The 19,741-nt window shown below is 62.9% G+C and carries 22 protein-coding genes; 16 read left to right on the top strand and 6 right to left on the bottom strand.

Annotation, left to right across the window (positions count from 1 at the left end):
- Window positions 1-31 precede the first annotated feature (31 nt).
- From ACZLIB_RS14390 to ACZLIB_RS14345, 10 genes are all read left to right on the top strand, one after another.
- Window positions 32-2,479: a VirB4 family type IV secretion/conjugal transfer ATPase gene (locus ACZLIB_RS14390; protein ID WP_478467980.1), complete on the top strand. Its 2,448-nt coding sequence runs from the start codon at window positions 32-34 to the stop codon at window positions 2,477-2,479.
- Window positions 2,476-3,327, top strand: coding sequence for a hypothetical protein (locus ACZLIB_RS14385; protein WP_248853659.1), 852 nt, complete (start codon window positions 2,476-2,478; stop codon window positions 3,325-3,327). Before ACZLIB_RS14390 ends, ACZLIB_RS14385 begins: the two co-directional genes overlap by 4 nt.
- A 61-nt stretch (window positions 3,328-3,388) precedes the next feature.
- Window positions 3,389-4,534 (top strand): TrbL/VirB6 family protein, encoded by a 1,146-nt coding sequence (locus ACZLIB_RS14380; protein WP_010484868.1) that lies wholly within the window; start codon window positions 3,389-3,391, stop codon window positions 4,532-4,534.
- A gap of 39 nt (window positions 4,535-4,573) precedes the next feature.
- Window positions 4,574-5,113, top strand: a complete 540-nt coding sequence (locus ACZLIB_RS14375; RefSeq protein WP_080356581.1) for a DUF4189 domain-containing protein — start codon at window positions 4,574-4,576, stop codon at window positions 5,111-5,113.
- A gap of 322 nt (window positions 5,114-5,435) precedes the next feature.
- Entirely contained in the window at window positions 5,436-5,984 is a 549-nt protein-coding gene (locus tag ACZLIB_RS14370; RefSeq protein WP_478467979.1) for a DUF4189 domain-containing protein, read from the top strand.
- Window positions 5,985-6,026: 42 nt separating this feature from the next.
- Complete coding sequence (locus tag ACZLIB_RS14365) at window positions 6,027-6,188, top strand: hypothetical protein (RefSeq protein WP_010484874.1); 162 nt, start codon at window positions 6,027-6,029, stop codon at window positions 6,186-6,188.
- A 318-nt stretch (window positions 6,189-6,506) separates the two neighbouring features.
- Window positions 6,507-7,181 carry a DUF4189 domain-containing protein gene (locus ACZLIB_RS14360; RefSeq protein WP_478467977.1) on the top strand — a complete coding sequence of 225 codons (675 nt, stop codon included), beginning with the start codon at window positions 6,507-6,509 and terminating at the stop codon, window positions 7,179-7,181.
- Window positions 7,182-7,788: 607 nt separating this feature from the next.
- Window positions 7,789-8,325 (top strand): hypothetical protein, encoded by a 537-nt coding sequence (locus ACZLIB_RS14355; RefSeq protein WP_478467975.1) that lies wholly within the window; start codon window positions 7,789-7,791, stop codon window positions 8,323-8,325.
- Between the two features lie 57 nt (window positions 8,326-8,382).
- Window positions 8,383-9,387, top strand: coding sequence for an XVIPCD domain-containing protein (locus ACZLIB_RS14350; protein ID WP_478467974.1), 1,005 nt, complete (start codon window positions 8,383-8,385; stop codon window positions 9,385-9,387).
- A 441-nt stretch (window positions 9,388-9,828) separates the two neighbouring features.
- Window positions 9,829-10,683, top strand: a complete 855-nt coding sequence (locus ACZLIB_RS14345) for a hypothetical protein (protein ID WP_478467973.1) — start codon at window positions 9,829-9,831, stop codon at window positions 10,681-10,683.
- Window positions 10,684-10,737: 54 nt separating this feature from the next.
- Here the strand turns inward: ACZLIB_RS14345 and ACZLIB_RS14340 are convergent, their stop codons facing one another.
- The 3 genes from ACZLIB_RS14340 to ACZLIB_RS14330 are packed head-to-tail and all read right to left on the bottom strand — an operon-like array spanning window position 10,738 to window position 13,428.
- Window positions 10,738-12,066 (bottom strand): XVIPCD domain-containing protein, encoded by a 1,329-nt coding sequence (locus ACZLIB_RS14340; protein WP_478467972.1) that lies wholly within the window; start codon window positions 12,064-12,066, stop codon window positions 10,738-10,740.
- Window positions 12,063-12,716 carry a hypothetical protein gene (locus tag ACZLIB_RS14335; RefSeq protein WP_182266329.1) on the bottom strand — a complete coding sequence of 218 codons (654 nt, stop codon included), beginning with the start codon at window positions 12,714-12,716 and terminating at the stop codon, window positions 12,063-12,065. Before ACZLIB_RS14335 ends, ACZLIB_RS14340 begins: the two co-directional genes overlap by 4 nt.
- A 40-nt stretch (window positions 12,717-12,756) precedes the next feature.
- Complete coding sequence (locus ACZLIB_RS14330; protein WP_478467970.1) at window positions 12,757-13,428, bottom strand: hypothetical protein; 672 nt, start codon at window positions 13,426-13,428, stop codon at window positions 12,757-12,759.
- A gap of 243 nt (window positions 13,429-13,671) precedes the next feature.
- On the opposite strand from ACZLIB_RS14330, the gene ACZLIB_RS14325 reads away from it, so the two are divergent.
- A complete protein-coding gene (locus ACZLIB_RS14325; protein ID WP_478467968.1) occupies window positions 13,672-14,178 on the top strand; it encodes a GNAT family N-acetyltransferase in 507 nt (168 codons plus the stop codon).
- 18 nt (window positions 14,179-14,196) lie between these two features.
- Here ACZLIB_RS14325 and ACZLIB_RS14320 read toward each other — a convergent pair whose 3' ends face one another.
- The 3 genes from ACZLIB_RS14320 to ACZLIB_RS14310 form a co-directional block, all read right to left on the bottom strand.
- The gene (locus tag ACZLIB_RS14320; RefSeq protein ID WP_154264969.1) at window positions 14,197-14,403 is read right to left on the bottom strand and encodes a hypothetical protein; all 207 of its coding nucleotides are present in this window, start codon (window positions 14,401-14,403) and stop codon (window positions 14,197-14,199) included.
- A 58-nt stretch (window positions 14,404-14,461) separates the two neighbouring features.
- The gene (locus ACZLIB_RS14315; protein WP_154263898.1) at window positions 14,462-14,899 is read right to left on the bottom strand and encodes an acetyltransferase; all 438 of its coding nucleotides are present in this window, start codon (window positions 14,897-14,899) and stop codon (window positions 14,462-14,464) included.
- Between the two features lie 67 nt (window positions 14,900-14,966).
- Window positions 14,967-15,734: an NAD(P)H-dependent oxidoreductase gene (locus ACZLIB_RS14310; protein ID WP_154263896.1), complete on the bottom strand. Its 768-nt coding sequence runs from the start codon at window positions 15,732-15,734 to the stop codon at window positions 14,967-14,969.
- A gap of 78 nt (window positions 15,735-15,812) precedes the next feature.
- Here ACZLIB_RS14310 and ACZLIB_RS14305 point away from each other — a divergent pair, with 78 nt between their 5' ends.
- The 5 genes from ACZLIB_RS14305 to ACZLIB_RS14285 all read left to right on the top strand — a co-directional run bounded on the left by ACZLIB_RS14305 (window position 15,813) and on the right by ACZLIB_RS14285 (window position 19,709).
- A complete protein-coding gene (locus ACZLIB_RS14305; RefSeq protein ID WP_032129513.1) occupies window positions 15,813-16,172 on the top strand; it encodes a winged helix-turn-helix transcriptional regulator in 360 nt (119 codons plus the stop codon).
- Between the two features lie 75 nt (window positions 16,173-16,247).
- Window positions 16,248-16,772, top strand: coding sequence for a tRNA adenosine(34) deaminase TadA (gene tadA, locus ACZLIB_RS14300; protein WP_032129512.1), 525 nt, complete (start codon window positions 16,248-16,250; stop codon window positions 16,770-16,772).
- Window positions 16,773-16,846: 74 nt separating this feature from the next.
- Complete coding sequence (orn, locus tag ACZLIB_RS14295) at window positions 16,847-17,419, top strand: oligoribonuclease (protein ID WP_121503572.1); 573 nt, start codon at window positions 16,847-16,849, stop codon at window positions 17,417-17,419.
- 159 nt (window positions 17,420-17,578) lie between these two features.
- Window positions 17,579-18,454, top strand: a complete 876-nt coding sequence (locus ACZLIB_RS14290; RefSeq protein WP_478467966.1) for an EcsC family protein — start codon at window positions 17,579-17,581, stop codon at window positions 18,452-18,454.
- 139 nt (window positions 18,455-18,593) lie between these two features.
- Window positions 18,594-19,709 (top strand): alkene reductase, encoded by a 1,116-nt coding sequence (locus ACZLIB_RS14285; RefSeq protein WP_478467965.1) that lies wholly within the window; start codon window positions 18,594-18,596, stop codon window positions 19,707-19,709.
- Window positions 19,710-19,741: the final 32 nt, after the last annotated feature.

The raw sequence follows: 19,741 nt of genomic DNA, 5'->3' as shown, positions 1-19,741 counted from the left end.
TCCTTGGCAGTACCTCTTTGGAAGCAGTCGTATGTTCAGTCCTGACACCTCCATCAGTGAGTTCATCCCGTTGTCGTCGCATGTCGCCCCGAACGTGGTCAAGACCACGGGCGGCGACTACCTGCTGACCTGGCATCTGGAAGGGCTGCCGTTCGTCGGCCGAGAGGAGTGGGAGCTCGAGCATCGCCACAACACGTTCAACCGCCTGCTGCAGACCCTGCGCGCACCGGACTTTGTCAACGTGGCTTTCTGGGTGCACGACATCCGTCGCCGCCGCACGCTGAAGGGCAAGAGCAGCTACAAGCAGCGCTTCAACCAGGACGTGTCCGACCAATACATGGGCATGCTGTCCTCGCAGCGCATCATGCAGAACGAGCTGTACCTGACCATGATCTATCGCCCGGTGGTGGCGGGCAAACGCTTCGTCGAAAAGTCGGCGAACGTGGAGAAGCTGCGCGCAGAGCAGGAGCAGGCGGTAGAAAAGTTGATGGAACTGGCCGGCAACGTCGAGGCCGTGATCCGCGACTACGCGCCGTATCGCCTGGGTATGTACGAAGCCAAGAATGGCGTGGTGTTCTCGGAAACGCTGGAGTTGTTCGGTTACCTGATCAATCGCATCGACGAGCCGGTGCCGGTGCTGTCGGCACCGATCAAGGATTACCTGCCGGTCAGTCGCCACATGTTCTCGGCCAAGACCGGCGATTTTGCGATCAATACTCCCAACGGTGCCAATCACTACGGCGCCATTCTGAACATCAAGGAGTATGCCGAGGGGACTTACCCGGGCATCCTCAACGGCCTGAAGTACCTCGACTACGAATACGTCATCACCCATTCGTTCAGCCCGATGGGGCGCCAGGACGCGCTGAAGGTGCTCGACCGCACCAAGGGCATGATGATCTCCTCCGGCGACAAGGCGGTCAGCCAGATCGTCGAGCTGGACCAGGCCATGGATCAGCTGTCGTCGGGCAACTTCGTGCTGGGTGAATACCACTTCATCATGGCGGTCTACGGCGACACGCAGGCCAAGCTTTCGCAGAACGTCGCGTCGACCCGCGCCGAGCTGTCCAACGCCGGGTTCGTATCGACCAAGGAAGACCTGGCGGTTACCTCGTCGTTCTATTCGCAGCTGCCGGGCAACTGGCGCTATCGCACACGCCTGGCCAATGTCAGCTCGCTGAACTTCCTGGGCCTGTCGCCGCTGCACAACTTCGCCACCGGCAAGCAGCACAACAACCCGTGGGGCGACTGCGTTACCACGCTGCAGACCACCAATGGCCAGCCGTACTACTTCAATTTCCATGCGACCCATCCCTCGGAGAATTCGCTGGGTGAGAAGGCGATCGCCAATACCATGGTGATCGGCAAGTCCGGTACCGGTAAAACCGCGCTGATCAACTTCCTGCTCAGCCAGGTGCAGAAGTACGAGCCGTCGCCGACCATCTTCTTCTTCGACAAGGACCGCGGCGCGGAGATCTTCGTGCGCGCCTGCGGTGGCAACTATCTGGCCCTGGAGAACGGCGCACCGACCGGCTTCAACCCGTTCCAGTGCGAGAACAACGAAGCCAACCTGCAGTTCCTGGCTGACCTGATCAAGGTGCTGGCCGGCAAGCGCGAGTACAGCGCCCGTGAGGAAGAGGATATCTACCGCGCGGTGGAGAGCATGCTCGATACGCCGATGCACCTGCGCAGCATGACCAACTTCCAGAAGAGCCTGCCCAATATGGGCGACGATGGCCTCTACGCGCGCATGCGCCGCTGGACCTCGGGCAACTCGCTGGGCTGGGTGTTCGATAATCCGATCGATACCGTTGACCTGAGCAAGGCCAACATCATCGGCTTCGACTACACCGACATCATCGACAATCCTGAAGTGCGCGTGCCGGTGATCAATTACCTGCTGCACCGCCTGGAGTCGCTGATCGACGGTCGTCCGCTGATCTATGTGATGGACGAATTCTGGAAGATCCTGGACGGCGAAGGTGGCCTGAAGGAGTTCGCGAAGAACAAGCAGAAGACCATCCGTAAGCAGAACGGTCTCGGCATCTTTGCCACGCAGAGCCCGGAGGACGCGCTGAAGAGTGATATCTCCGCCGCCCTGATCGAGCAGACCGCTACCCTGATCCTGCTGCCGAACCCGAATGCCAGCAAGAGCGACTACATGGATGGCCTGAAGTTGACCGAGGCCGAGTTCAATGTGGTTACCGCCTTGGACGAGCGCTCGCGTTGCTTCCTGGTCAAGCAGGGTCATGCGTCCAGTGTCTGCCAGCTCAACCTGCGCGGCATGGACGACATCCTGTCGGTGATCTCGGCGTCGACCGATAACATCGACATCATGCATCGCGTCCTGCAGACCGCCGCCGTGCGTGCACGCGTGACGGTGGATGAGCTGACGCCGGAACAGTGGCTGGAAGATTTCTACAAGAACCGCAAGGGCTCCGGAAAGCCCGCATCCAACAGTAAGGAGGTTGCAGCATGACTGTCGCAATGGACGTGAACGCAGCAAGCCCCTTGAATTCGATGGAGAAGAACATGGAAACCACTGCCCGTACTGCCAAGACGCCGAGTGCAGTCTCCCGGCTCCGTTCCACCGCCATGGCGATTTCCGTCGCCGCATTGCTCAGCTTCCCCGTGAAGGGATACACCATCCCGGTGGTTGAGGTTGGCTTGAATACCTTCAACAGCACGCTGACTGAGGTCCATACGCTTGCCGCTCAGGGGGAAGCCTTGCTCGAGTACAGTACCCAGGCGCAACGGTTTCTGGAAACAACTCAGAACTGGGCGCAGAAGCTGGCGAAGTTCAATCAGATCATCGCCTCGCCACTGATGCCTCAAGGCGTGAAGCTGGAGCCGGTTCCGCTTGAGTGGAATGTCGCCGAGCGCTGCGGCGCCGGCAATATCATGAGCCTGAGCGGTATCCTCACTGCGTTGGACTTGAGCCCGGGTGGGGACATCATCGCCCAGCAGCGCAACATCTGCGCTGCAATCCAGGTCATGGAGAATCAGAAGTACAACGAGACCGTGGAAGTTGTGCAGAAGACGATGCCCGACATGCGCAAGGTGCTGGACAGGATCAAGGATATCCGCGATCTGTGGAGCGGCGAGGGTGCGATGGCAGAGGCCTCCGCGAATGCAGTCGTTTCTGACGCCTATATGCAGGCGGATTTTGCGACCTGGGAAAAGAAGACTGAAGGGTATGACAAGCAGATTCAGGCGCTGACCAAGATGCAGCAGATTCTTGCGCAGCGCGCATTGAAGGGTACCGGTCAGTCACCTCTCGGTACCGTAGTGAAGGCCGCGGCACTGAAGGCAGCGCTCTCCAACTGATTAGACGCTGCTCCGGTCGAGCTGCAATCACATTCTAGGTGAAGTTATGGATCTTGGGCTGATGGATGGCATGTTGGGGCAAGGCCCCCTGCACATGCTGCAGAATCTGCACGCGTCATCCTCAATTGGTGACTTTGTGTTCTTCCGGCTGATCCTCGATTACCTGCATAAGGAAATCGCGGAGTACGGCGTCAAGCTGCTTGGACGCATGATGGCGTGGGTCGGTGGCATTGCACTGACTCTCATGACGCTCTGGGTGCTGATTCAGGGTTTCCGGATCGCCACCGGTCGCAGCCGCGATTCGATGATGGTGCTCGTGACCAACATGGCCAAGGCCGCGCTGATCGTGTCGGTTGCCACGACCATGGGTATGTTCGGTCGCGAGATGCATGGCTTTCTCATCAATGACGTGAAGAACGAGATCACTTACGTCGTGACCGGGAAGAAGGACTCACCGGAGGATCTGATCGATGAGAACCTGGGCTACATGCAGCTGGCGCTATCCAGCGTTGACGCGCTGGACGTGATGAGCGACGTGACGCTGGACAACGCGAAGACCCGTGCCATGTGGTTCATTGGTATGGGCACTGGTGGTCCGGCAGTCACAGCTGGCTCAATGCTTTTGCTGTATGAGGTCGCGCTGGCGTTGTTCATCGGCCTGGGGCCATTGTTCATCCTGTGCTTGCTGTTTGACCAGACCAAGCAGCTGTTCCAGAAGTGGCTGCTCTACGGCATAGGCACGATGTTCTCCATGGCGGTTCTGGCAGCGATGACCGGCATCGCGATGAAGATGGTGTCCAAGGTTGCGTTCGCCTTCTGGGGAAGCACGTTGACGGGCACGCTGATGGGTCAGAATTTCAGTGAAGGTATGTCGAGCATGGCGCTGCAGCAAGGCGGCATGGGCCTGATCCTGACCACGCTGATTCTGACTGCGCCCCCAATGGCGGCGATGTTCTTCCAGGGAACATTGGGCAGCTTCATGGCATATTCGCAGATAGGCGGTAGTGCAGTACCGGCATCGCCGGGCCCGAATGGTCAGCCGCCGGGTTCGACGGGAGGCGGACAATACAAGCCGAACGCACCGGCGACTCACGAATCTCAACCGATGGGTGTAGGCTCTGCAGTCACTCCGAGATTGCAGGGTGCCTTTGACTCTCCGCCACCATCGTCTGGGCTTAGAGGAAATGCGAATGGCAGCGTTGCATAGCGAGTTCGATATGCATGATAAAGGTGGAGTTGGCGGGCGATGAAAATTCTTGTATCGCAAGCGATTCTCGCCAGTTCTTTGATCTTGGGCGTGGCATATCAATCCTTTGCCGAAGGTAATTGCCCTCCTGGTTACTACCCGATTGGGGGGCAAGGGGCACGGGGGTGTGCGCCTATACCCGGGGCCGCTAGTGGAGGTGGTACCACAGCGGAGATTCAGCTTGCCAGTCCTACTGGCAAGTGGGTGCGAACCTGGGGGGCGATAGCGTCTTCCAAGAACACTCAAGACGCAGGAGTGTCGACGGGAAAGAGAGCCAAAGAGCTGGCAGAGCAAGAGGCTCTTTCCAAGTGTGCATCGGGAGGAGCGCGTGACTGCAAGGTCGATTTGGCCTACTTTAATCAGTGCGCTTCTTGGGTCGTTCCAAGTGGGCGTTCTGGGGGCGGGCAGTCGGGAGTGGGTGGTGGGCCCACGCCGGAGCGAGCGCTATTTGTGGCCCAGTTAATGTGCAGGAATGATCAGCCAGGAAAATGTGTGGAGTTCTATGCCAACTGCACGAAACCGATTTTTGAGGAGTTCTAGTTCTCTTAAATAGTTAATTGATGGCCTCGGAAATTGCCATGCCAAATAGCCGCTGGTGGGCGCTATTGGCGATTCGCCTTCTACGAGCGATAGGGCGTGAGGGGCGCCACGTGTGGTGCTGTACCGCGTTACGACTCAAGCGGCAGCGCCGTGTGTGTTTCATCGAGCGACTGGAGCTGCCGGCTTCGCGCGGTATGTGCTCTGATGGAGTGCAATGTAAAGCGGCCTGTTCCGCTTGTTCTGAGTCGATCTATGAGACGAAGGAAATGTCAATCGCGGTGCCGTCTAGCTGGTCCAATGAGAAGGGGGTGAGGACAGTTTCATGAATGGAGCAAAGCAATGGGTGATTCTTTTCTTCTTTCTTCTCGTCTCATTGACCGAAGTTGCGTTCGCTGAAGGCAATTGTCCGCCAGGGTATTATCCAATTGGAGGTCAGGGCGCCCGAGGTTGCGCCCCCATTCCAAGTGGCGCACCGAGTAGCACATCGAGTGGCGGGATTTCCGAATTGCCCGCAAACTCTCCTACTGGGCGATGGACCAAGACATGGGGGGCGATTGCTGAATCGAAAACGACTCAGGACGCGGGCACCTCTGTCGGTAAGCGATCCAAGGAGGAGGCTTCTCGTGAGGCAATTTCAAAATGCGGATCAGCTGGTGCCGCTGATTGTTCGGTTAGCTTCACGTATCAAAATCAGTGTGTCTCGTGGGTCATTCCAAGGGGGCGTTCTGGCGCAGGTCGTGCCGGGATTGGATCTGGTCCCACGCCCGAAAGGGCAAAATTCAACTCGCAAGCCATGTGCAAGAATGATCAGCCGGGATATTGCGAAGAGATCTATTCGGACTGCAGTAAACCGATATTTGATGAGTTCTAAGTTGCAGGCTTATGTCGCGCCCTGATATTCCGGTCCATTGATGTGACCGGCATCGCGATGAAGATGGTGTCCAAGGTTGCGTTCGCCTTTTGGGGAAGCACGTTGACGGGTACGCTGATGGGTGAGAATTTCAGCGAAGGTATGTCGAGCATGGCACTGCAGCAAGGCGGCATGGGCCTGATCCTGACCATGCTGATTCTCTGACTGCGCCGCCCGATGGCGGCGATGTTCTTCCAGGGAACATTGGGCAGCTTCATGGCATATTCGCAGATTGGCGGTAGTGCAGTACCGGCATCGCCGGGCCCGAATGGTCAGCCGCCGGGTTCGACGGGCGGGGGGGCAATACAAGCCGAACGCACCGGCGACTCACGAATCTCAACCGATGGGTGTAGGTTCTGCAGTCACTCCGAGATTGCAGGGTGCCTTGACTCTCCGCCACCATCGTCTGGGGTTAGAGGAAATGCGAATGGCAGCGTTGCATAGCGAGTTCGATATGCACGATAAAGGTGGAGGTGGCGGGCGATGAAAATTCTTGTATCGCAAGCGATTCTCGCCAGTACTTTGATCTTGGGCGTGGCGCATCAATCCTTTGCTGAAGGCAATTGTCCGCCAGGGTACTACCCGATTGGAGGTCAGGGCGCCCGAGGTTGTGCCCCCATTCCAAGTGGCGCACCGAGTAGCACATCGAGTGGCGGGATTTCCGAATTGCCCGCAAACTCTCCGACTGGGCGGTGGATAAAGACTTGGGGGGCAATCGCCGAGTCCCGGTCTACTCAGGACGCAGGAGCATCGACCGGCCTTCGATCACAGCTAGCGGCAGAGCAAGAGGCGTTGCGGAAGTGCAGTTCAACGGGTGCCGCCGATTGCTCCGTCAGTTTGGCGTATCGAAATCAGTGTGTGGCTTGGGTCATTCCAAGTGGGAAGACGGGTCGTGGAATGTCGGCGCTGGGGCGTGGTGCTACGCCGGAAATGGCGCTGATAATGGCGCACTCCAAGTGCAAGAATGATGTGAGCGGGAAGTGCGCGGTGCTGTATGAAAACTGTACCAAACCTATTTTTGAAGAATTTTCATGTAAATGTGTCGGCGGGCACGCTGGTATATTCTCGAAGAGTGTTGTCGTTGGAGAGCCGCTGCATAAAATGCTGCGCGCCTACTTCCGGCTGAATGTGTCTCATCAGTCTCTTCTACTGCGCTGATGTTCACTGGGACGAAATACGTTAATGCTAGTACGGTAAGCTGGGCAACTTAGACTGCCTTGCGGGACTGCAGAGCTGCGGCGGGAGCACAATGCAGATCCGTCTACGTCGCGTGTGCTATTCCACTTTTCAAGAGATATCAGGCGTACGCGGCCGGACGCTGCCCGAGGCGGAGGAAAAGGCAGTGGGAGAATGTATCGACGCCGATGCGAAAGCCTGTCCTCTGGCATTCAACAACTGCATGTGAAGCTACAGGCGATTTGGGGGTGTTGCGCCGCCTGCGCCCGTCTTGCTTCGTGGATGCGGTCCCCGATTCTGTGACTGGTAGCGCCATTTCAAGCTTTCGCTCTTCGACGCAAGCGACCTCCTCGCGCTAAGCTCTCCTGGCGCCGGAAAAATGGCGCTTCGGCGCTACCGATTGCAGGAGCCTTCCCGTCCATGAGGACCCTGTCCCTCCGCTCAACGGGTGACGCATGCCACCGACGCTGCCATGGTGCTCCCGGAGCTATCATCCGCACCTGCAGGGTGACTGGCGCGACTGGGCAACGCCACTACGCCCGCCTACGACGCGAGCATCGGCGGGACGATATTGAAGGAGTGGGAGGGGATGGAAGACAGGGTTGGCGCACACATGGACGATGCCCTGGCATTTGTTCCGTCCGGTGCGAACCTGCTGGAAGCCGTCAGGGGCGAGCCCAACGGCGATGGCATCGAGTATCAGCTGCTGGTCATCGACCAGCCGACACCGGAAGGGCTGGTGCCCGGACAGCACGGACCAAACCGGGTGCTGCTGTTGCTGCGCGGTGACGGGCGCGGGCGCTGGCAGCTGGCCGCGCGCAACGACAAGCTGGTGCCGTGTTCCACCCGAGGTGGCTTGGCCGGCGACCCTTTTGCGTATGCAATGGTCGAGGAGGGCACCTTCAGCGTGATCACCAACGGCGGTAGCCGCGAGCGCTGGAGCAGCACCTACCGGTTCCGCTATGCGCCCGCGGACAAGGCCTGCTGGGTGGACGGGGTGAGACGCAAGGTCGTGGATATCGAGACCGAAGCGACCAACATCCGGGATTACTCGGTGGCGGAGCTGGGCAGGGTGCGGTTCGAGGACTTCGATCCGTCCAGTGTCGCCGAGGTGTCGCTTCCATGAGCCAAGCTCCAACCGGCGGAAGGGAATCCGCGCTGATGAAGATTCAGGAGTTGCACTGTGTCGACCGATAGAGAGTCGCAGCTGTTGCGGCAGGCGACCAAAGCCGGCATCGACTCCCCGCTTGAACTGGCCAATTTCATGGCCCAGGCAGGGCACGAGTCGCGCGGCTTGAGCCGGCTCAATGAAAGTTTCAACTTCACCCGGGGAATCTCGCAGATCCCGGTGGAAGCTGCGTGGCGCAATGGCAACGCTGCGCTGGAGAGCGCCCGCCAGGAAGCGCTGCGTGGCAGCCCGGAGAATCTTGCCGAGCTGATGTACGGCGGGCGCATGGGCAACGATGCGCCCGGCGACGCATTGAAGTACCACGGCCGCGGCTATCTGCCGCTGGTCGGCAAGGAAAACTATGAGCGTGCCGGCAAGGCGCTGGATCTGGACCTGGTGAATCAGCCGGAGCTGGCCGCGCAGCCCGAGCACGCAGGCCGTATTGCCGTCTGGCAGTGGCAGACGCGAGTGCCGGAGGCGGCGCGCGAGGATGTGCGCGAAGCAACGCATGCGCTCAATGGCGCGCTCAATGGCATCGAGGCACGCCGGCAACGCTTCGAGGTCTGGCAACATAAGTTGACGCCGGACGTGATGGCGCGACTGGATCGAGGCGAAGTCGGTGCGCCAGCGCAGAGTGTTGCCCGAGACATGTCGCAGACCGGTGAGCCCGGCAACGCGTTGTTCGAGGATGCACGCCGGCACCTGCAGCAGATGGGAGCACAGAGTGGACTGCGCAGCGTACAGGAGCTCGACAATGCCGCTGGCTCATTGGCGCTGGGGGCGCATAAGGCCGGCCTGTCGCGCATCGATCATCTCCTGGCCGGCAACGACGGTCGCACGCTGTTTGCGGTACAGGGTGCGCTGGGCGATCCAGCCATGCTGCGCGCATCGGTCGATCGCGAACAGGCGGCGCAGCAGCCGCTGGCGCAGAGCAGCCAGCAGTTGGCTGCCAGCGGCGCCCAGCAGGACCCGGCGGCCACGCTCGCGCGCGAGCAGGAGCAGCGTTCTCGATCCCTGTAACACCTGATGCCGGCGGCAGGGGACCCGCCGGCGCTTTACGTACGACGCGTGGCGCCCTGTGGCGCCGACATGGAAACCCACTCGGAAGGACACCACATGCGAATCGTTCCCTCGAATGCCCGGCACGCCGCTGCCCGCTGCAATGCATCCGTGCGCCGCCTGCCGCCGCTCTGGCTGCTGTCACTTGGACTTGCCGTAGCGTCGGCACAGGCTCAGGAGGCCGCGGCACCCGTCGTGGAGACGCCCCCGGCTGCCGAGCCGACCGTTGACGTGCCTGCAGGGACGGCGTCTGTTGCAGCACCCATGCCGTCTGAAGCCGTTGCCGCGGCGCCGGTTGCAGACCCGACGCCTGTGCCCGTTGCACCCGCGGCGGCGCCTGTCGTTGCACCGCCTGCTGTCGTCGAGCCAGCCGTCCCGGCGGTAGCTCCCGCGCCACCCGCCTTGGTCATCGCGCCGTTGCCGCCCGAGCAGGCGACCGAGCGTGCGCTTGGCGCCCGCTGCCCGGTGGATCTGGCTGGGCGGCTGGCGGCCCAGGGCGAGCTGCTGATCGGCGCCTGCCAGGGCACGATGCCGGCGCATCTGGCCGCGCTGCTGGTCGCGCTGCCCCAGCAGGACATCCACCTGCCGCGCAGCTGGCGCGAGCGTGAGGTGCAACAGAAGGTTTGGTTCAAGGCGGTGCCGGGCTACGGCCAGCGCCCGGACTTCATCGCGCGGATGGGCGACATCTGGGTGCGCTCGCTGGAGGGACGCGACGCCGACAGCACGTTCTACCTGGTGTCGGCACCGTTCACCTGCAGCGACCGGGTCGCCAACCGCGATGAGTACGGCGCGGAGCCGGTACGTGTGCCAGCGGGTGACTGCCGCGAGGCCTATGTGGCCCAGCGTGTGTACCAGGTTCGCGGGGACGCCGCGCCGAGGGATGTGACCGCCGATGCCATGCCGGCCATGCCCCAGGTGACGGAGGCCGATCGTGCGCGGCAGCTGTCGCGCGAGGGCCGGATCAGCCTGGACCACAGCAAGTTGCAGTATGGCCCGGCCATGCGCTGGTTCGTGCAGTACCCGGAGACGGCGCAGAAGGGCGGTCCGCGTGCCTACAGTGACTGGAACCGCGAGCACCTGGCCTTCGTGGTCTGGACTGGTGATCGCTTCGAGCTGCGTGAGAAGGTCGCGCGGGCGCAGTGGCCCTGTGATCCGGTAGCACCGGGCGATCGCGCCTGTGGTGGCTTCCCGGATTCCGGGCCGGATCTGTTCGTGATCGCCAGTGCGTCCGCGCCGGTCGCGGCCTCCAGCCCCTGAGGCAGAGGGCCGAAGTGACGCGGGAGCCGGATTGACCGGCTCCCGCGCTGTTCATCAGGCCTGCATGCTGCGGGTCTGGTTCTGCTGTTGTTCCAGTTGTTGATCGCGGTCCTGTGCCAGGCGCTGTCCCGCAGCTTGCTGATCAATGCGCTGGCTGCTCTGCTCCAGCGGGGTGTTCATCGCCACGGCCGTGTCCACCGACACGCGCAGATGCGCCGGGTCGCCGCCCAGGCCCTGCACCGCGAAGCTGCGCGAGGCATCGGCACTCATCACCACTTCGTCGATGCGCTTGCCGCCTGCAGCGTGCATCTCCGCCGCCAGGCTGCCGGCCAACTGCGTACTCATCACATCCGGCACGCGGCCGACACGAACGTCCTGCGCATGCACGCCACGGATCGCGTCGTTGAACAGCGGGTTGCCCAGGTGATTGGCATCGTCCATGCGCAGCATGCTGGTGTGATGGCCGTTCTTCTCCGCCTCGCGACGGGCCGGCTCACCGGGTTGCAGGGGGCCACGGATGTGGTCGTACAGATCGATGGCGCCGCCCGGGATGCCGCGTGCTGCACGGGTAACACCGCGGCGCAGTGATTCGACGTCGTCGCGGTACTCCTCGATCATCTTGGCGTTGTCTTTCGCCAGTTTCTGCGTTTCCGGGTGCTTCAGCACCGAGCCTTCGTTGAGGAAGTTGCCCAGTTTGTGCGCGCCGAATGAACTGGTGGCCGCGATGATCGGACGGTCTGGAATCAGATCACGCAGGGCGTGATTGCTGAAGCCATTTGCCGCGAGCGTCTTGATCTCATCGGGCTTGGCGTAGATGCGGACTTGGCCGAAGTGCGGCGAGGCGGCGCTGACCGGATCGGAAGCCATGACGTGGTTGATCATGGTGTTGCCGCCTTCCGGAATGCGGTAGCTGAGGCTGACCGCGCCGTAGGCATTGAAGGTCTCGCCCTTGACGTTGAAGTGGTGCGAGGTGATCTGGGCCAGGGCGCCGCCGAGGGAGTGGCCTGTGACGGTGACCTGGGGCGCGGGCACACCGTTCAAGCGGGATTGAAGCGCGGCGCCTTCGAGCGTCCTCTGTGTCAAAGCAATCGCGTCAGGCGCCTGCACGTTGGTGCGCGCAACCACCATGCCGCCGTCGGTCAGAATCGCATCGCGAGCGATCTGCTCGGTGCCACGATGCGCAATGACGATCTCTTTGGTGTCTACGCGCTGATAGACGGTGCCCTGATAGCCGTTGAGACGATTGTTGACATGCTCAAGTATCTTGTACTCATGGCCGTTTAACGTGACTTTTTCTTCTTGGCCGGGTTCACGTCGGCCGACGGCCCGATCCTTGTAGGCGTCATTGGATAACGCGGCGTAGTCCTGAGAGGTGATGGTCACGGCGCCACCTCACTTGCGGAGAGGGTGATCGTAAACAGCTTGTCCTGCAGATCAGGGGCGTAGTTGCTGCGATCGGGCTCGCCACTGGCTGGGAAGTTGGGAACGCGATCTGCCTTCGGATAGACCAGATCCGGATAGTAGAGCGTATGGGCGCCACCTTCGGTCAGCGGCTTGGCGTCGACGAAAGTGAGGAAGCGGGTCTCTTCTTCGGCACCCGTCGCCTTCAGCATTGCCCCGGCACCGGTGAACTCCCACTTGCAGACGCCACGACCGTAGTAGTCCTCATCCAGCATGCGGTCCACATACAGCATGCCGCGGTACTCGCCCTCAGCGACCTTGCGCAGCTCCACCGGTTCCTGGCTGGTGATACGTGCAGCTGTGCCGGTGGCCGGCTCGATGTGGCCGCACTGGTCTTCGTTGGTGACGTCGTACTGCGCTACGCCCTTGACCAGTGCGAAATCGCCGGGTGCATCCTTCAGGCGCAGTACCAGTTCATAGGCCTTGCGCGGGCTGGGGTTGAGCTTGGCGAGGCCACGCCCACCCTGGGCGACATCGGCTTCAGCAGCGGCACGTTCCTGGTTCATGGCGGTCTCCGGGTTGCAGGCGGTCAACAGAAGCAGAGCAAGGCACGGGATCATCTTGTGGCGCAATGTCGGCCTCCTTGGGGGTAGGAATGGTTGAACTGGCAGCTCATGGCGCGAGTTTCTGCACAGTGGTGGTGGTCGAGAACAGCGCGTCGCGCAGATCGGCACGATAGCTGGAAGGATCTTCCTCGCCGCTCGCTCCGTATCCGGTGATCTCTTCGATTCGGGGGTAGTCGGCGCGTGGGTAGTGCCGCGTCACCCGGCTCCCCGCGTCCATGCGCTCCTTGTCGATGAACGTCAGGAATCGCGTATCCGCCTCGCCGGTCGTGGCGCGCAACATCGCACCGACTCCGGTCAGTGTCCAATGACAGACGCCGCGATCGTAATAGTCTTGGTCCTGCATGCGGTCGAGGTAGAACGTACCGCGGTACTCGTTCTCACCGACCTTGCGCAGCGTGACGAGCTCCTGGCTGGTAATACGGCTGGCGGTACCGGTCGCCCTCAGGACCCGGCCGCAGTCCTTGTGGTTGCTGACGTCGTACTGGGCAACGCCCTCGACCACCGCGAAGGGACCAGGGGCATCCTTAAGTGTCAGTACCAGCTCGTAGCCCTGCTTTGGTGCAGGGTTGAGTTTGGCCAAGCCGCGTCCACCAGCAGGGACGTCGCGCTCGGCATCAGCATAGGGTGAGCATGCGGCCAGTGGGATAAGGGCGAGCAACGCCAGCAGCGGCTGCCTTTTCCTTTCAGGGAGCGCTACTCCCATGGCCTGATCCTGCATCGTGCGTCCATGTCCATATATCCTTCCTGGGTGACAGGTTTCTCGATTATGGAGCGTGTCGGGAACGATGTGCTACCGTCGCGACGGCTTTTTGACGCGCCCGATGCGGTGTATTCCGGCGAATCGACTGCAGCACAGGGGATTCGGGTGTCGCGTTGGCCTTGCTGGCAGGGCCTGTTCGCGGTTGAATCTGCGACGTAAATCAATAATTCACGCATTCATCACGTTATCAAAGGCGTTCTCTTGAACTGCATGATCCGCACCGAAACCACGGCCGACCACGCCGCCATCCATGCACTCACCGAGGCCGCCTTCCGCGAAGCCCCGCACAGCAGCCACACCGAGCAGTTCATCGTCGACGCCCTGCGCGCCCGCGGGGAGTTGAGCATTTCGCTGGTCGCCGAAACTCAGGGCCAGGTGGTCGGCCACATTGCCCTGTCGCCGGTGACGGTCAGCGATGGCAGCACGGGCTGGTTTGGTCTGGGCCCGATCTCGGTAGTGCCCGCGTGGCAGGGGCAGGGCATCGGTGCGGCCCTGATGCGCGCCGCACTTGAAGCACTGCGTCAGCAGGGTGCACATGGCTGTGTATTGCTGGGCGAGCCGGCCTATTACGGGCGCTTCGGCTTCCGTGCCGAGCCGGGCCTGGCGCTGCCGGGCGTGCCGGCGGAGTACTTCCAGGTGCTTTGCCTGCAGCCTCCGCTGGCTCAGGGCGAGGTGCAGTACTCACCGGCCTTCGAGGCGACAGCCTGAGCCACGGCGGGCGCCCGTTCAGGGCGCGCGCCAGACGGTCGGTTCGGGTTGCGGCTTCGGAATGCGGTAGCCGCCGATATGCTCGAGAAGTTCATTGGTACGGCGCTGCTCGAGCAGTACCTCACGTAGCAGGTTGCGCACGGCGAAGATGGCGAACGGCACCAGGATCCAGACCAGGCTGATGCCCAGCGCAAACAGGGTCAACAGGGCTTTTGCACCATCCATGTACGGCATTCCTTGATCGAAAGCAGCCACGCTAGCACGCAGCTGCTGCCAACGGATGTCAGGCCTTATGCCGAAGGTGGATCAGCGGATACGGGCGGCCCTGCGAATCCAGCGGCGAACGACCGGTTTCGACAAAGCCCATGCGCAGGTAGAAACCTACGGCCTGCGCGTTCTGTGCGTTGACGTCGGTGGTCAGCTGCGGATGCTGGGCCAGTGCGTGCTGCAGCAGTTGACGGCCGATACCGGTACCGCGCACGCCCGGATCGATGAACAGCGCTTCCATGTGGGTGCCATCGATCAGCATGAATCCCTGCGGCTGGTCCTGTGCATCGACGGCGACGGTCATCGGCGCCTGCGGCAGGAAAGCGGCCACTTCGGCGTCGATGGCCTGGCGGTCTTCGGTACTGAGGAAGTCGTGGGTGGCGTCGACGGCGCGGCGCCAGAGGTCGACAAGGGCGGCGCCATCGTCAGCGCGAGAGGGACGGAGGGTGGTCATATGTTCACCAAGGTGCTTGCAGGAATGCGAAGTATGAAGCTTTCCGGTTGTGCCTGCAGGTACGGATTCATCCGGCATCGCGATGGCGGATGAAGGGACTGTAGGCAGTCGCTTCCGCGCACAGCGCCACACCATCCTCGAAGTCCTCACTGTTGTTGAAGGGCACGGTCGGCCACTGCCGCCATCGCGACAGTCGCTCGCGGTAGGAAAGGGTGGCTGCAACCAATGCTTCGTCGTGGGCCTGAATGCGTTCCGCTGCAAGCCCTGAACGCACGCCGTGCACCATATACGGCTCCATCACCTCGAAGCCGACGTAGCGCAGGCTGTACATCAACGGCCACAGCAACAGCCGGGTATCGCCTTCGCGGCCATCGACCGCGCACGCCCGCGCCGAAGAGCCGGTGGTGACGCTCAGCAACGCACGCTTGCCCTGCATCACGCCGCGCTCGTGGCGTTGCCGGCTGTTGTACATCGGCCCGTAGACCAGCACGCGGTCCAGCCAGCCCTTGAGGATGGCCGGCGCCGCAAACCACCACAGTGGGAACTGCAGGATCACCAGGTCCGCGGCCTGCAGCAGCTGCAGGTGATGCCGCACATCGGCGGGCAACTGGTCGTGTTCGGCGCTGTAGCGTTGTTCGCGCTGGGCATCGAAGCGCTCGGGCTGCAGGCGCCGTGGATGGTGCCAGGCCGCTTCCAGCGGATCGAAGCCTTCTGCATACAGGTCGACCACCTCCACCTGCAGGTGGTCGTGCCGCAGCTGCTCGGCCGCCTGCACGGCCAGGTGGGCATTGAAGGAACGGGGTTCGGGATGGGCCAGCAGGATCAGGGCGCGCATGAGGGAGGGGCGTATTGGGATGTGCGACCATCCTCGCGATGCCGGCATGCCCCGGCAATTACGCACTTTGAGGTAACCATGGCCTTTCCCGGTGATGTCTATGCCGCCGACTGCTCGGCGCGCGATGCTCTGGCACTGATCTCCGGCAAGTGGGTGATGCTGCTGCTGCCGGCATTGGCCGAGGGCCCGCAACGCAATGGTGCGCTGCTGCGGAAGATCGAAGGCATCTCGCAGAAGGTGCTGACCCAGACCCTGCGACAGCTGGAGCGCAACGGCCTGATCGAGCGCTGCGATCTGGGCGGCAAGCCACTGCACGTGGAGTACCGGTTGACCGAGGTTGCGCGCAGTCTGGTAGACACCCTGACCGCGTTGGACCGTTGGGCCGAGCACAATTTCCCGGCCCTGGACGCTGCCCGCGAGCGCTTCGACGCGCGCTAGCGGCGCCTGCACGGCTGCGGGCGTACAATGCGGCCCCGGCGGCCATCCTGGCCCTGCAGACACGCGAGAACCGCCATGACCGACGCCCTGGGTGTGCCGGTGCACGACACCGACGAACACTGGATGCGCCACGCGCTGGCGCTGGCTGAGCGCGCACAACGCGAGTTCGACGAGATCCCGGTGGGTGCAGTGCTGGTCGGTGCCGACGGCCAACTGCTGGGCGAGGGCTGGAACCTCAACATCGCCTCGCATGACCCCAGCGCACACGCCGAGATCGTGGCCATGCGGGCGGGCGGAAAACTGCTGGCGAACCATCGCCTGCTTGGCAGCACGCTGTATGTGACCCTGGAGCCGTGTGCGATGTGCGCAATGGCGATCGTGCACGCGCGCGTTGCACGGTTGGTCTACGGTGCCAGCGACCCCAAGACCGGTGCCTGCGGCAGCGTGTTCGACCTCATTGGCGATGCCCGCCACAACCACCGGGTGGAGATCCACGGTGGGGTACTGGCCAAGGAAGCCAGCATGCGCCTGACCAACTACTTCCGCGCCAAGCGTGGCAAGCCGCCGCTGTTGCTGGAAGACCACGCCAGCGAGGGCTGAGGGGCGAACGGGTATGATGGGCGCCTCTTTCCATCACCGGTAGGCCGCGCGCCTGCCCAGCAACGAGGCGACACATGGCGGACAACGGCGCGGCCAACGAACGACTGATCTGGATCGACCTGGAAATGACCGGGTTGGATACCGACAACGATTCGATCATCGAGATCGCCACCGTAGTCACTGACGCCCAGCTCAACGTGCTGGCCGAAGGTCCGGAATTCGCCATCCACCATCCGCTGGAAACGCTGGAAGCGATGGACGAGTGGAACCGCAACCAGCACCGCCGTTCGGGCCTGTGGCAGCGCGTGGTGGACAGCACCACCACTCTGGCCCAGGCCGAGGCGCAGACCGTGAACTTCCTGGCGCAGTGGATTCCGGCTGGCCTGTCGCCGATGTGCGGCAACTCCATCTGCCAGGACCGCCGCTTCCTGCACCGCCAGATGCCGCGCCTGGAGAAGTACTTCCACTACCGCAACCTGGACGTGTCCACGGTGAAGGAACTGGCCAAGCGCTGGGCGCCGACCGTGGCCGCTGGCGTCGGCAAGAACAGCAACCACACCGCGCTGAGCGATGTGCATGACTCCATCGCCGAGCTGCGTCACTACCGCCAGTTCATGGGCGCGCTGTCGGGGCTGCCGGTTGCCTGAACAACGACGCCGGGCATGGCCCGGCGCTACCGGGTGACACGCGAACTGGTAGTGCCGGCCGCTGGCCGGCAATTCAGCGGCCTTCGTGACGTGTATCAGGTTGCCGGCCAGCGGCCGGCACCACCCTCCGTTCAACTCCCTGGCGCTAAGATCAGCGCCATGAACGAGCCCATCCTGCTTCCCCGCGACATTGCCCACGACGCCCGCGACTGGTCTGACCTGCAGCGGGCGGTGGCCCTGCTGGAAGCGCCGACCCTGACCGCGCGCATGGCCAATCTGGTCGGCACGCCGCTGGAGTTCGCGGTGAAGGCGCTGCCCAACTCGGTCTCCAACCGCATCCATGGCGCCGTGCAGGCGGCGCTGACCAAGTCGGCGCAGGCGGCGCTGTGGAGCATGGACAACACCCCCGGCAAGGGGGCGTCCACCCGCTGGCACAAGCTGGCCGCAGCGACCTCCGGTGCGGTGGGCGGCGCCTTTGGCTTTGCCGCGCTGTTCATCGAGCTGCCGGTGTCGACCACCATCATGATGCGCGCGGTGGCCGACGTGGCCCGCAGCGAGGGCTTCGACCTGTCCGAGTTCAGTACCCGCCAGGCCTGCCTGGAGGTGTTCGCGCTGGGCGGCAACTCGCCGCGCGATGACGCCAGCGAAACTGGTTATTACCTAGCCCGGGGCTTCACCACCGATGTGATGCGCCATCTGTCGGCCGAGCTGGCCGGACGCGTGGTGACCGGCCGCGACTTGACCCTGGGCGTAGCACCGAAGGAGGCTGGCAAGCTGCTGGCGAAGATGGTGGAGAAGGTGGCCGCGCGCTTCGGCGTGGTGGTTACCGAGAAATTCGCCGCACAGGCGGTGCCGATCGTGGGTGCCGCTGCCGGTGCGACGCTCAATACGATGTTCACCGATTACTACCAGGACATGGCGCGCGGCCACTTCATCGTGCGCCGGTTGGAGCTCAAGTACGGCGAAGACGTGGTGCGCACCTGCTATGACCGCGTGGCGCATGGCACGATCAGGATAGAACCCCGCCTGGAGTAGATCCACGCCATGCATGGATGAGCCTTCATGCATGGCCATCCTTGCCTGCCGGGCACAACTGTTTTGCCACAACACGCCTGTTGCCCTTCGCAGGCGGTCCCCATTCTTGCTGGCACTCCCCCCGCAAGAGATGTCCGCCATGTTGTTCACCTCCCACCGCCTGGGCGCCTTGACCCTGCCCAACCGAATCGTCATGCCGCCGATGACCCGCTCGCGCGCTGCCGACGGCAACGTTGCCACCGCGGAAATGGCCGCCTACTACGCGCAGCGGGCCAGCGCGGGCCTGATCGTCAGCGAAGGTACCCAGATCAGCCCGCAGGGCCAGGGTTACGCCTGGACCCCGGGCATCCACAGTGGCGAGCAGGTGCAGGGCTGGCGCCAGGTGACCGACGCCGTGCACGCCGCTGGTGGCCGCATCTACGCCCAGCTGTGGCACGTGGGTCGGGTCTCGCACGTGGCCCTGCAGCCCGGCGGTGCCGCGCCAGTGTCGTCGTCGGCGCTGCTGGCCGAGGGCGTGAAGGTGTTTGTCGACCCCACCGGCGCCGGCCCGGAAGCGGGCGTGGGCGAGATGATCCAGCACTCGATGCCGCGCGCGCTGGCCGAGGCCGAGATTCCGGGCATCATCGCCGACTACGCGCAGGCCACCCGCAATGCGCTGGCCGCCGGCTTCGATGGCGTTGAGCTGCACGGAGCCAATGGCTACCTGATCAACCAGTTCATCGACTCGCAGGCCAACCAGCGCAGCGACGGTTATGGCGGCTCGCTGCAGAACCGGCTGCGTTTCCTGCGCGAGGTCGTGCAGGCGGTGACTGCAGTAGCCGGTGGTGACCGCGTCGGTGTTCGTCTGGCGCCGCTGACGACGCTGCAGGGCGCGGTGGACGATACGCCGCAGGCTACCTACCTGGCCGCGGCGCACCTGCTGGGTGCGCTGGGCGTGGGCTACCTGCACATCGCCGAAGCCGACTGGGACGATGCACCGCTGATGCCGGTGGCGTTCAAGCAGGCGCTGCGCTTGATCTACCCGGGCACCCTGATCTACGCCGGCAAGTACACCGCCGAGCGCGCCGAGCAGGCACTGGCGGAAGGCTGGGCCGACCTGATCGGCTTCGGTCGCCCGTTCATCGCCAACCCGGACCTGCCCGAGCGCCTGCGTCTGGGGGCGGAGCTGAACCCGCCGGATCGCGCAACGTTCTTCGGCGGTGGTGCGGTCGGGTTCACCGATTACGCGACGCTGGAAGAAAGCGTCGCCGCCTGATCCTGGAGGTTGCCGGCCAGCGGCCGGCACTA

The sequence above is a fragment of the Stenotrophomonas sp. 220_Sma genome (assembly GCF_056487375.1).
The sequence above is the reverse complement of the archived record's forward strand: the minus strand, read 5'-3'. Positions and strand labels throughout refer to the sequence as shown.

Coding starts and splice junctions, on each gene's coding strand:
- ACZLIB_RS14390 (WP_478467980.1), top strand. CDS start 32: ATGTTCAGTCCTGACACCTCCATCAGTGAGTTCATCCCGTTGTCGTCG.
- orn (WP_121503572.1), top strand. CDS start 16,847: ATGGCGGACAACGGCGCGGCCAACGAACGACTGATCTGGATCGACCTG.
- ACZLIB_RS14375 (WP_080356581.1), top strand. CDS start 4,574: ATGAAAATTCTTGTATCGCAAGCGATTCTCGCCAGTTCTTTGATCTTG.
- ACZLIB_RS14310 (WP_154263896.1), bottom strand. CDS start 15,734: ATGCGCGCCCTGATCCTGCTGGCCCATCCCGAACCCCGTTCCTTCAAT.
- ACZLIB_RS14360 (WP_478467977.1), top strand. CDS start 6,507: ATGAAAATTCTTGTATCGCAAGCGATTCTCGCCAGTACTTTGATCTTG.
- tadA (WP_032129512.1), top strand. CDS start 16,248: ATGACCGACGCCCTGGGTGTGCCGGTGCACGACACCGACGAACACTGG.
- ACZLIB_RS14290 (WP_478467966.1), top strand. CDS start 17,579: ATGAACGAGCCCATCCTGCTTCCCCGCGACATTGCCCACGACGCCCGC.
- ACZLIB_RS14315 (WP_154263898.1), bottom strand. CDS start 14,899: ATGACCACCCTCCGTCCCTCTCGCGCTGACGATGGCGCCGCCCTTGTC.
- ACZLIB_RS14305 (WP_032129513.1), top strand. CDS start 15,813: ATGGCCTTTCCCGGTGATGTCTATGCCGCCGACTGCTCGGCGCGCGAT.
- ACZLIB_RS14380 (WP_010484868.1), top strand. CDS start 3,389: ATGGATGGCATGTTGGGGCAAGGCCCCCTGCACATGCTGCAGAATCTG.
- ACZLIB_RS14355 (WP_478467975.1), top strand. CDS start 7,789: ATGGAAGACAGGGTTGGCGCACACATGGACGATGCCCTGGCATTTGTT.
- ACZLIB_RS14385 (WP_248853659.1), top strand. CDS start 2,476: ATGACTGTCGCAATGGACGTGAACGCAGCAAGCCCCTTGAATTCGATG.
- ACZLIB_RS14320 (WP_154264969.1), bottom strand. CDS start 14,403: ATGGATGGTGCAAAAGCCCTGTTGACCCTGTTTGCGCTGGGCATCAGC.
- ACZLIB_RS14370 (WP_478467979.1), top strand. CDS start 5,436: ATGAATGGAGCAAAGCAATGGGTGATTCTTTTCTTCTTTCTTCTCGTC.
- ACZLIB_RS14285 (WP_478467965.1), top strand. CDS start 18,594: ATGTTGTTCACCTCCCACCGCCTGGGCGCCTTGACCCTGCCCAACCGA.
- ACZLIB_RS14330 (WP_478467970.1), bottom strand. CDS start 13,428: ATGCAGGATCAGGCCATGGGAGTAGCGCTCCCTGAAAGGAAAAGGCAG.